Source organism: Trichocoleus sp. AS-A1, from assembly GCF_039962015.1.
Classification (GTDB): domain Bacteria; phylum Cyanobacteriota; class Cyanobacteriia; order Cyanobacteriales; family FACHB-T130; genus FACHB-T130.
Genome location: NZ_JAMPKG010000001.1, coordinates 377,811 through 389,628 on the forward strand (window position 1 = coordinate 377,811; position 11,818 = coordinate 389,628).

Below are 11,818 nucleotides of genomic sequence, written 5' to 3' on the forward strand. Positions count from 1 at the left end.
GTGAGAGGGGGATTTATTAATTACCCATTAGCCATTAGCAATTCCCATTCAATTTTCTATAGTTGCGCTTCTTGTTGTTGATACAGACAGTAGTAGCGACCTCTGAGAGCCATTAATTCGTCATGAGTTCCCTGTTCAACGACTGCACCTTGATCCATCATCAAAATCAGATTGGCATTTCTAATTGTAGTTAAACGATGGGTAATAAAAAACACAGTGCGATCGCGGAATGTCGAGGCTAGATTTAAACACACTTGTCGCTCTGCGTTGTAGTCTAAAGCGCTGGTCGCTTCGTCTAAAATCAGTAACTGAGGATTTTGTAAAACGGTACGCGCGATCGCAATTCGCTGTCTTTGTCCCCCGGATAAAGCCGAACCTCGTTCTCCGACGCGAGTGTTGTAACCGTTCGGCAAAGCCATGATAAAGTCGTGGGCAAAAGCAACCTTGGCGGCTTCAATGATTTCCTCATCGCTAGCATCTGGATTGGTTAGCGCGATATTTTCCTGCACCGTCCCATCAAACAAGAGAGTATCTTGAAGCACCATTCCAATCTGACGCCGCAGGGAATAAAGTTCTACCTTACTAATATCGTAGTCATCAATGATAATCCGCCCTGATCTTGGCTCATAGAGTCTGGGTAAAAGTTTTGTCAAGGTACTTTTACCCGATCCGCTTTGTCCTACGATGCCGATAAATAGCCCTGCTGGAAAGTCCAGATTAATATTACTTAGCTGAAGAGCGCCGCTAGGATTGAAGCTGAAAGAAACATTTTCAAACTTCACGCTTCCTTGAATGGCTGGCATGAGAATGTTGTGGCGATCGGTTTCATCTGCTTCAAGATTGGCGTCGAGAACATCGCCCAGTCGCTCAAGAGATAAAGCGGTTTCTTGAAAGTTTTGCCACAGTTGTACTAATCGCAATAACGGACTTGTTACATAACCGGAAAGGATGCGGAAAGCAATTAATTGTCCTAATGTTAATTCTCCTTTTAGGACTAAATAAGCTCCAGCCCATAACACTAACAAACTGGAGAGTTTATTTAGGAAACTGCTAATTGAACTGGCAGTCGTAGAGGTTGAAACTGTTTTAAATCCAGCACTGATATAACGACCATAACGCTCTTGCCATTGCCAGCGCGATCGCAATTCTAAATTTTGTGCTTTAACTGTTTGGATTCCTGACAGAACTTCCACTAAATAAGAGTGAGTTTCGGCGTTGCGCTCTGCTTTCACCCGCGACTGCTGCCGAATGATCGGTGACACTCCAAGTGTTAGCAAAGCAAACAGTGGTACTGTTGCCAATGCGACTAGCGTTAGCACTCCACTGTAAATCAACATTACCGCAATGTAGATGACTGAAAAGATGGCATCTAACACTACTGTTAAGGCGGTTCCAGTCAGGAAGGAGCGAATATTTTCAAGTTCATTAACGCGAGTAGCGAGTTCCCCAACAGGCCGCCGTTCAAAATAGGACAAGGGCAGGCGTAAAAGGTGACTGATGACCTCTGAGCCTAAAGCCAAGTCCATCCGGTTGGTGGTATCAACAAATAAATGCGTGCGTAAACTGGTCAGAACTGCTTCGACAGCAGCGACTACGACTAAGAAAATGCCTAAAACAGATAAAGTATCAATACTGTTTTGTACAAGAACTTTGTCAATAATCACCTGAGTCATCAGGGGATTTACTAAACCAAAGATTTGTACAAAAATGGAAGCAATTAAAACTTCTATTAAAACTTTGCGGTAGCGATAGATAGAAGGTAAAAACCAACGCAGACTAAACCGCTCTTTAGAAGCTTCTTTTGTAGGTCGGAGCAGCAGAACTTCCCCTTCTGGCCCCCACGCTTCCATAAATTGGGCGGGTTTTTTGCGTAAAATGCCAACTTCTGGCACCGCCAGCACTAACTCGCGATCGCTAATTTTGTAAAGAATCGCAAAACTATCTTGCCAGCTAATCATGGCGGGAGCTTGCAGGCGACACACCGCAGCCGCAGGCACTTTAATTAATTGCGTATTTAACCCGGTTAACTCAGCCACCGCACCGCAAAATTGCAGAGATAAGTTCTCGGTGTGCTTGAGGTGATTGACTAAGACTCTCTTGATCACATCCCGTCGGAAAGGTATCCCCAAGTGCTGAGACAGCATTTGGAAGCAAGCTATTGTTGCATCCAGACGACCTCTCCCGTAGATGTAGGGGTGTTTCTCGTGTTTATAAGTCGTCGCCGTTTCACCAGATGGAGGTTGTTCCGGCGCGTAGGGAATCGCTTCCCAGTCAGTTGTAGGGGCAAGGGACGCCGATGCCAATGCGATCGCGTCTTTCGATTCCGAGGGAAACAGGATGGACTTCTGCAAGCCCAATAAACGAACCCCTCTCGCGCCTTCTACGTGTAAATTTCCTGGTGTACTCGGTATCAAGCGGCTTCCTACGGGGAAATCAGCGACGGTTCCGCCACTCACCAGCCATACCCAGTTAGGATCTATCTTGCTGAGGGGAGTTTTTCCGGGGGGTAAGTTGAGAATCGTTGCGTCTGAAACCGCTTTTAAAGTGAGTTCCTTGAGATTGGTTGTCCCATCAGCTTGACGCGCCAATTCTTCCCCAATCAGATCGAAGACTTCAATCAAAGAACAACGGTTTTCAAAAGCAGCCGCAAATGAGCGTTCCTGGTTTAATAAAGCTAAAAAATCGGCGTCTGGGAGGATTAAACAAATGGTTTCTGTCGAAGCGATCGCTGTCTCGCAAGCTGTTCCCCGAATTAAGCTAACCCATCCGAGAATTTCTCCGGGTTCTAATAATTTCAGGGTGACAGGTGCTTGGCTCCGGGGGTCATAACCTAAAAGGCGGGCTTGCCCTTGATAGATGATGGCAATTTGCGCTGGCATTGTTTCTCGCACAAACATTGCCTGTCCCATGCGGTAGCGCAAAAATTGAAATTTTGTTGCAACTCTTTCTAAGACAACCGATGGCAGTTGATTAAACGGAGATATACCAGCGAGAATTTCTTTGATACTAATTGCCGTATGGGTCATCCCGTTTTGCGGCTACGCTCTCCATCCAAGCTGCTACTTGATGGGAAAGAAAGCCACCCTCCTTATTCAAATATTTACAATCTATTACAATTAAAACCGATGCTTTTGCTGAAAAAAACAGAATATTTTAATAAGTGATGCCTCAGATCCGTTTGAATCATTTTGACAGGTTTAGCACCACTCTTCTGTAGTTTATCAGAATAGTTCAGGGCAAGAAAAATGCGTATTATCGAAGTTGTTTTTAACACCTAAATAGAGCGATCTCTACTTAGCGATCGCTCGTTTACGCTGCTGCCAGTTGACCGCTTGGTTCAACTTTACGATTTGTTGCAGCTCCCAGCCAAATTTTGTCTGCTTCGGGTAGGTTCCCGATTTGCTCTTGCACCCACGATTCAAAAAGTTCTCGCAGCAATCGTTGACGCATGAATTCATTTAATTGGGCGGGAACTAACTTTTCTAGGCGCACAATGACCATCCATTCTCCTAAAGGTCTGGGCGACCAAAGTTGATTCTTTTGACTAACCGATAGCAGTCTCGCCAGATGTGGGTGGAGAGTCCCAATCTCTACCGGGCCGATAGTTCCACCCGTTTGTGCTTCAGGCCCTTGGGAATACTCAGCCGCCAGTTCGCTAAAAGACTGCTCTTGTTCGGAAAGGCGGAAATAAAGTTCTTGGGCAATGCCTGGATCTTTCGTCCGAATCAACGAATAAATGGCTTGATCCAATTGACCTTTGCGCTTGAGAAAATAAGATTCTAGTTTGTTACCCCAAGTCGCTTGTTTAAATTTTTCAATTCTTAACTTCCGGGTTGTCAAGGCTTCTAAATGCTCTTGGCTCATCCTGTAGCGCTCTAGCCAAGCTTGCTGTTCGGCTTCAGAAGTCAGTTGATTTTGCTGGTAGAAATTCCCGCAGGCATGAGCAATTTCTTCAGGCGTACAGTTAAAAGAAGCGATCGCGCTATCAATAATGCTCTCACGCAGCAATTGAGGAAACATTTGGTAGCTAGCCAGTAGGGGAATGATTTCCTCAGCTGTGAGGGTGCGATTACCAATTTGTAAAGCTGTAGTCATACCTGAGTCCCTTTGAATTTCTGGTTTGCGACTGATATTTTGAGCGCGATTGCTCTGACAAAATCTGCAAATCTCTAAGGATGTATCAGCCGAAAAATCAGGAATTATGTAATACGTTACAAAACTTTACTTGTACCCCTTTCTAGGAGCCAGCGCAGGAAGTGGCGTGAGGCATCCCTGTGGGCGATCGCGCGGTGAGAATGACCTCGCCAAAGTTATTCCTCACCCATCCTTGGGCTTCCATCAACTGCCTGGAACTCTCCCCGGTAGCCGGACGGCTGGGAACAACCGCAGGATTCGGAAGATTTCCGACTTGCTGAGTTATCAGGCGCAAATCGCTCCAAACGAGGTTGCTGCTGAGGGTTTCGCCGGGATTGGGTGGAATTCCACCGCGTCCGGTAACGACCAATTCGCTTTTTTGTTGCCCGACCGTGGTTCCACAACTTGATGCAATCAGTCCAGAGGCATCCACCAAGTCCGTCGGTAAAGCGACTACACCGCGACTGGGGTCAACATCCGGCGTATTGATTTCCACCACACCGTTCACGCCAAACTCAGAACTGGCGGTGATGTCGCTCAAGAGAGTTTCGTCTTCCCGAAACTGAATTCCAAAGATGCCTTGAGTCGTAATTTGGATATTCCCCCCATTGCCAGTAAAAGCATTGGCAGTAATGTCGCTATTTTCCCCAGGGACGGCGACGATAAATGAGCTGTTAATCGTGATGTTGCCACCATTGCCACCCGCACCTGCAATGCCAGCGGTACTTGAGATTCTACTGTTGTGGCGCAGCAGTAACAAATCCTGCACTAACACCATATTTCCCCCATTACCGGATGCAGTTGCTGCCGTAATCGTTGCCTGGTTATCTAAACTCAGGCTTTGAGCAGTCAGCTCAAGGTTGCCAGCACCTTTGGCATCGTTCGCTGGATTAAAACTGCTCGCGGCTACGGCTGCTCCATCCCGGAGCGTCAACTTTCCAGTATTAACCCTCAGACTTCCCCCGCGACCTGTGGCGTCAAAAACACCTGGAAAGCCGGGAATTCCTCCAGAAACAGCAAGCAAGCTACTGGGAAACTGACTGCCTTTAGCAGTACCCGCTAATTCCACAAACTCGGAAGCTTGAACGGTTAAATTTCCCGCATCCCCTGCACCTAAAGTAGAAGTCTGGATGACGGCTCCATCGCGGACGCGCAATCGTTCAGTCTCAACGCTTAAGGCTCCTCCATCTGCCTGGGAACCGATACCGCTTCCAGAAAATAAGCCGCTCGGAAAAGGCAAACCGAGCTGATTTGTCAGCAATTGACCGTCTGCGGAAACCGCAACCCCCGCCAGTTCAACGTCTGAAGCTCGAACTATCAAAGTGCCTGCCTTGGCTTGGCTAAACTTGCTAAGCGTCGTCACTGCAACTTGTGCCCCATTTTGAACGCTCAAGCGATCGCTCTCTATAGTTAAATTTCCTCCAGTTCCGGTGGCGTTTTGTTCTACTTGGGCACGCAAACTGCTTTGCCTGAGCGTATTGTTTTCATCGAAACCATAACCCATCGCTTCCACTTGGGTCGCTCTCACGGTTAAATCTCCGGCTTTCCCTTGCCCAAAAGTAGAAGTTGTTACTTCGGCTCCATCTCGGACAATCAATTGTCCAGTTTCAACAGTTAGATTTCCCCCATCCCCTTTTGCTCCCCCTTGGACTGTAGCCCGCAATCCACTCCCAATTTCGCGATCGCTCGATCTGCCACTGACTTCTACCGAATCGGTCGCACGCACCGTTAAATTCCCGCCCTGCCCTTGACCGAAAGTAGAAGTGGAGACTTGCGCCCCATCCCGGACAATGAATTTTCCGGTTTCAACGGTCAGATTTCCCCCAGATCCGGTGGCTGTTTTTGAATTAACCCTGGCAAATAAACCACTGCGATCGCCACTAAGCGAACTGCCACTAATTTCCACCCACTCCGAGCCAGTGACCGCTAAAGCCCCTCCAGGTGCTGAACCCAAGGTATTCGCCAGCATCTGAGAACCCTCTGTAAGCGCGATCCGCCTACCTTGGACGTGGATATCGCCTCCCCCATTGCCGCTGGTCGTTACCGTCGTTTGCTGGGACTGGATGTCTTGGAAGTTCTGGATATTCGGATACCCCAGAGCATAGCCTTGGGCAGTTGGGGTGAGGTTAACTTGTACGGGGGAAGCGGGTGTGATTGCTCCAGCCACGCCGCCTAATTCAATCCGTCCTCCCGCCGCCTGTAATCTTCCTCCCACGAGCGTCAAGTTACCACCCACTAGCCCCAAGGTTTTCCCAGACGGCACTTGCAGCTTCGCCCCCTGTACTTGAATGCTGGCTGCTGCTTTTCCAAATTGCAAACCAATCGGGACGCTGAGAGTCAGCAGGGGTGTCGTTTGGGGATTCGTGGCGCTGAACGAAGTTCCATCCGCCAAGCTGAGGCTAGTCGCCGTACTCGCCAAAAAAGATCCGCCAATCTTCAGCGCCGCATTTGAGCCAAAAGTAATCCCGTTCGAGTTAATTAGAAATAGGTTGGCTGTCCCGTTGGCTCGAATCAAGCCGTCAATCTTAGACTCCGAGGAACCCGTGACGCGGCTGATAATGTTTTGAATATTGGCAGCATTGTTAAAGTAAGCACTGCCGTTAGTAGGAATCGAAAATTCCTCAAAGCTGTGGAACAAGTTGGAGTTAGCTTGCGTACCTCCGGTAATTATTCTGCTGTTGCCACTTTGAGTAACGATGGAGGGCTGGGGTAGGGTTGAATCCTCGACAATTTGCGCCTGCATGGGGCTGGTTGTCACCAGACAGAACCCGGAAAGACTGCCAAAAAGCCAGAATGACAGAGAACGCAGTTTCATACACAAACCCCACAACTGGGTCGGATTCAACCATTTGCCTGAGTAAAAACGTATCCAGACGTCTGTCAGGATGAAAAAGGCGATCGCTTCCCAGAATAGCGTGCCATTTTGCACGCACGATATCTAAACAATAATCAACACGATGTGCAACTAAGGATTTGCAAAGAAAGTCTCACCCTACGAAGCTAGAAGTACAACCTATCTAGTTCGGGTGAGACAAATGTTTTCTATTGAAGAGTTTATCATTGCGGTTTTCTGCTGTGTGGATGATGGACTGGCTGAAATCACGCAAGGACAACCAATTCGAGCCAAAGGCTTTGCGCCTGCGTTGAGCGATAGCGAGGTGCTGACGATGGAGATTGTGGCGGAGTATCAAGGGATAGACGCTGACCAAGCAATTTGGCAGTACTTTCGCCGTCACTGGTTGGAGTGGTTTCCCGGCTTAAGGAGCCGTTGCGCCTTTGTGTGACAAGCCGCAAACCTGTGGCAGTACAAAGAACGCCTCCAGCAACGCTTAGCGGTCCAGTTGGGAGCCTTTAGCGACAAGCGTGCATCTGGTTGATGGCATTCCGATACCGTTGTGCGGCTTCAGTCGTGCCCCAGGTTGCCGCAGTTTTAAGGGCGTTGCTGCCTATGGGTACTGTACCGCCAAGAAACAGACCTACTATGGCTTTCATGGGCATTTGCTCATCAGTGCGACCGGCGTGATTACCGGCTTTAGTTTGACTCCTGCCAATGGCAGTGAGCGAGAAGCCCTTTGGGATTGGGTGCCAAACCATTCACGGGCTACTACGCATTGGCGATAAGGGCTATCTGTCTGCTCCACTCCAACACGAACTCCGACAGGTTGGTATTGAGCTTGAAACAGCCTTGCCTCCAACATGCACGACTCGCGTGACCCGGCTTGGGTCGCCTTACTCAAACGACTGCGACGACTGATTGAAACAGTGATTGGACAACTCGTCGAACGCTTCTCGATTGAAAAAGTCTGGGCACGAGATACCTGGCACTTGACCAGTCGGATCAATCGTAAGCTATTAGCTCATACTGTCTGTCGCTGGCTCAATCGCCACACGACTAACCCTTTGCAGTTTGAGCCGTTGTGGCAACCTAGCTTTAGTCGCACATCGCGTCAGATACGTGGGACTAGCAGGTTAGAGTTGAGTAGCATGTATGACCTACGAGCAAGTAAAGAGCCTGAAGTCAGAAGACTTTAAACGCTTGTATGGTGTATGGGGGAGGGAAGAGAGACTTTCCCACCTTACCAGTGACCTATTGCAAGCGACACAACCCCGTTTTTGTGTCTGCGTATTTCTATACTCCAGCATTTCCAGGTCCAAAACAACCGCTGGTACACCCGGATGGAAAGAGTTTTTGTGTCTGCGTATTTCTCTACTCCAGCATTTCCAGGTTTCGTACCGCGCCTTGATCCGCGCTAGTCGCCAGCAGTGCATAAGCCTTGAGCGCCGCACTCACCCGACGCTGACGGGGCTGTGCAGGCTTCCAGGCATCTTTGCCCTTCGCTTCCATGGCAGCACGACGGTTGGCTAATTCCTCCGCCGATAGCTCCACATTAATGCGGCGATTGGGGATGTCAATCTGGATCGGATCGCCGTCCTTGACCAGAGCAATGTTGCCGCCTGCTGCTGCCTCTGGAGAGGCATGACCAATCGAGAGGCCCGAAGTCCCACCTGAGAATCGACCATCGGTCAGTAATGCACAAACCTTGCCCAATCCCTTGGATTTAAGGTAGCTCGTTGGATAGAGCATTTCCTGCATACCAGGTCCACCACGCGGTCCTTCATAGCGAATGATCAACACGTCGCCTGGTTCCACTTCATCACCCAGAATTCCTTTGACAGCAGCATCCTGGCTTTCATAAATGCGCGCTTTGCCTTCAAACACATGAATGCTTTCGTCTACGCCTGCCGTCTTCACAATACAACCGCGCTCAGCCAGGTTGCCGTATAGCACAGCCAGTCCGCCCTCGGTGCTGTAGGCATTTTTGAGGCGGCGGATACAGCCGTTTTCTCGGTCTAGGTCGAGTGAGGGCCAGCGGGTCGATTGACTGAACGCTTGCTGAGTTGGAATACCCGCAGGACCCGCCTTGAAGAAGGTGTGGACGGCTTCGTCATCGGTACGCATGACATCCCAGCGATCGAGCGCTTCTTTCAGCGTTTGACTGTGAACTGTCGGTACATCTGTATGGAGCAGACCAGCTCGATCTAGTTCGCCAAGAATGCTGGGGATACCGCCAGCGCGGTGAACATCCTCTATATGATACTGGGGTGTGTTTGGTGCCACTTTGCACAGTTGAGGAAGTTGGCGCGAGAGGCGGTCGATGTCAGCCAAGGTAAAATCGACATCAGCTTCATGAGCGGCAGCCAGCAAGTGCAGAATGGTGTTGGTGGAGCCGCCCATTGCGATGTCCAGCATCATGGCATTCTCGAATGCTTTAAAACTGGCGACGGAGCGTGGCAGTACTGATTCATCGTCCTGCTCGTAGTAGCGGCGGGTAATGCTGACAATAGTGCGCGCAGCGTTGAGAAACAGATCCTTCCGGTCGAAATGGGTTGCAAGCACAGTGCCGTTCCCCGGTAAGGATAGCCCGATAGCTTCGGTGAGGGAGTTCATGGAGTTGGCGGTAAACATACCGGAGCAAGAGCCACAGGTCGGGCAGGCGGAACGCTCATACTCTTCGACAACCTCGTCGCTGAGACTGTCGTTGGCGGCAGCCACCATAGCATCCACCAAGTCCAGTTTGTGATCCGCGAGCTTGGTTTTGCCAGCTTCCATCGGACCGCCGGAGACAAATACTGTAGGAATGTTGAGACGCAAGGCTGCCATCAACATACCGGGGGTGATTTTGTCACAGTTGGAAATGCAGACTAGGGCATCGGCACAATGGGCGTTGACCATGTACTCGACCGAATCGGCGATAATTTCGCGCGAGGGCAGGCTATAGAGCATCCCGTCATGACCCATGGCGATGCCATCATCCACAGCGATGGTGTTGAATTCCTTGGCGACACCACCAGCGGCTTCAATCTCACGGCACACCAGTTGTCCCAGATCCTTCAAGTGAACGTGACCGGGTACGAATTGAGTAAAGGAGTTGGCAACTGCAATGATTGGCTTCTCAAAATCCTCAGTGTGCATTCCGGTGGCGCGCCAGAGAGCGCGGGCACCGGCCATATTGCGTCCCTGAGTGGAGGTTTTGGAGCGATAGGTCGGCATGGCGCATCCTATTGGTCTAAGGGTTCTTAATAGTTTAGACTTTATGGTTGTGTTGCAAAAACTTCTCAGTGACAAAGGCTCTGTGCAAATCTTGTTGCCTTAAGCGCTAAGTCCAAAGTCCTGTTGTCCTAAGAGAACCTTTATCGCTATGACATAGGAGAGATAAGAAGTATATCGATTTAAAAGTTTAACGACATTAATTTGATTCCACGCCAAATATAATGGTTCTTCCTAAGTTTTGGTGATCTTAGCAGTTGAGAGACGTTAGATTCACATCTAAACCAGAACCCAATTGCCTAACCTGCAAGCAAAAAGCGGCGACTCAGTAAATCAATGCCTGCTTGTCCATACATTTGGCGCTTGAGCATCTTCAAACGATTGATTTGCCCCTCGACCGGACCGTTATGTGTTGATAAAGTCACTCCGGCTGTGACCGCATCGTAATCTTCTTGCAAGCTTTGAGCAAACCTTACCATTGGAGCAAGATGGCTGGCTTTCGCTTGCTCTAACCAAATGTCTAATTGTTGTGGCTGCTGTTGTCGGACTAAACAGATAAATCTTTGAGCCAGTTCGACCGCTGTTGCTAGTTCAGGCTGTTTGACCATTTCCTCAATCATCTGTTGTTCATCTGTGCCAAGTGTCTCAGATTGCCGCAGCACCAAGAATGCGGCTCGTCGAGCAGTTAGGGCTGGGCGTTGAGGATCAACAACCTTAGGGGGTAACAAGAAGGCTAGAACAAAGACTGGAGGAGAGAAGCAGCATGCAAGCCTTGCTGAAGATAGAGTTGCTTATTGCCACTAAGCTGCATCCAAGACTCTACCCAATCAGTGGCTAAATCCATCCCTTCTAACCAGGTTTGGGCATACAAACCTATCCAAAAATCGCTATGTCTGCGTCGCCGTCTTCGTCCTTCTTTGGCTCGACAAATATAGCTCGATAAGCCTTGAGAACGAACTTCATAGCCTTGAATGACCGCACTGGTATAGGCAAGAGCTAAAAGGACAAATAAGCCCGATAAGCGTTCAGGATTGAGACGAGTGGATTCGACTTGATATCCCCCACTTTTGTAATCGCGAAAAAAAGCTTCGATGCCCATGCGATGCTGGTATAGCGTTACGCAAATACGTGAGGACATTGTTTAAAAGCAGCATCAACACAATCGCGAACGCTATCAAACTCATCCCAGCGTTGCCGCATCCAATTTTTCAGCACACTCCACCAATGCTCGATCTTGTTCAAGTCTGGAGAATAGGGAGGCAGATACCAGATTTTACACCCGGCTTCTGTGACAATTTCCTCAATCGTCTGAGAATGGTGGAAACTAGCATTATCAATGACAATCACATCCCCTGGGTGCAATTGCGGGACCAGACACTCTCCTAACCACTGCTCAAACAAGTCCCGATTACAGGAGCCGACAAAGGTCATCGGTGCAAATAACTTTCCGAGTTTGAGTGCGGCAATCCAACTGACTCGCCCAGTGCGTTTGCCACACTTGAGGGCATAGAAGCGTTTTCCCCTCTGGCAGTAGCCATAGGGATAGTCATCTCGGTTATCGATGCCTGCTTCATCCACGTATACGACTTGAGGATAGGGGATACGCTTCAATCGGGCTTGAAAGGCTTGATGCTT

General features: G+C 49.2%; 7 protein-coding genes and 1 pseudogene. 1 reads left to right on the plus strand and 7 read right to left on the minus strand.

Going from position 1 to position 11,818, the window contains the following annotated elements; all coding sequences use genetic code 11:
• Positions 1-56: 56 nt before the first annotated feature.
• The 3 genes from NC994_RS01750 to NC994_RS01760 form a co-directional block, all read right to left on the minus strand.
• Positions 57-3,026 (minus strand): peptidase domain-containing ABC transporter, encoded by a 2,970-nt coding sequence (locus tag NC994_RS01750; RefSeq protein WP_190436554.1) that lies wholly within the window; start codon positions 3,024-3,026, stop codon positions 57-59.
• 283 nt (positions 3,027-3,309) lie between these two features.
• Positions 3,310-4,095, minus strand: a complete 786-nt coding sequence (locus NC994_RS01755) for a peptidylprolyl isomerase (RefSeq protein ID WP_190436557.1) — start codon at positions 4,093-4,095, stop codon at positions 3,310-3,312.
• A gap of 142 nt (positions 4,096-4,237) precedes the next feature.
• A complete protein-coding gene (locus tag NC994_RS01760) occupies positions 4,238-7,063 on the minus strand; it encodes an S-layer family protein (protein WP_190436560.1) in 2,826 nt (941 codons plus the stop codon).
• Positions 7,064-7,169: 106 nt separating this feature from the next.
• On the opposite strand from NC994_RS01760, the pseudogene NC994_RS01765 reads away from it, so the two are divergent.
• A pseudogene (locus NC994_RS01765) lies at positions 7,170-8,052 on the plus strand (IS982 family transposase); the annotation flags it as partial.
• Between the two features lie 289 nt (positions 8,053-8,341).
• Here NC994_RS01765 and ilvD read toward each other — a convergent pair.
• The 4 genes from ilvD to NC994_RS01785 form a co-directional block, all read right to left on the minus strand.
• A complete protein-coding gene (gene ilvD / locus NC994_RS01770; protein WP_190436565.1) occupies positions 8,342-10,186 on the minus strand; it encodes a dihydroxy-acid dehydratase in 1,845 nt (614 codons plus the stop codon).
• A 296-nt stretch (positions 10,187-10,482) separates the two neighbouring features.
• Positions 10,483-10,911 (minus strand): transposase, encoded by a 429-nt coding sequence (locus NC994_RS01775; protein WP_190436568.1) that lies wholly within the window; start codon positions 10,909-10,911, stop codon positions 10,483-10,485.
• A 5-nt stretch (positions 10,912-10,916) separates the two neighbouring features.
• Positions 10,917-11,321, minus strand: coding sequence for a hypothetical protein (locus NC994_RS01780; RefSeq protein WP_190436571.1), 405 nt, complete (start codon positions 11,319-11,321; stop codon positions 10,917-10,919).
• On the minus strand, positions 11,300-11,818 hold a 519-nt coding region (locus NC994_RS01785), incomplete at its 5' end, for an IS630 family transposase (RefSeq protein WP_190436573.1). The genes NC994_RS01785 and NC994_RS01780, both read right to left, overlap by 22 nt.

Coding starts and splice junctions, on each gene's coding strand:
- ilvD (WP_190436565.1), bottom strand. CDS start 10,186: ATGCCGACCTATCGCTCCAAAACCTCCACTCAGGGACGCAATATGGCC.
- NC994_RS01780 (WP_190436571.1), bottom strand. CDS start 11,321: ATGTCCTCACGTATTTGCGTAACGCTATACCAGCATCGCATGGGCATC.
- NC994_RS01750 (WP_190436554.1), bottom strand. CDS start 3,026: ATGACCCATACGGCAATTAGTATCAAAGAAATTCTCGCTGGTATATCT.
- NC994_RS01755 (WP_190436557.1), bottom strand. CDS start 4,095: ATGACTACAGCTTTACAAATTGGTAATCGCACCCTCACAGCTGAGGAA.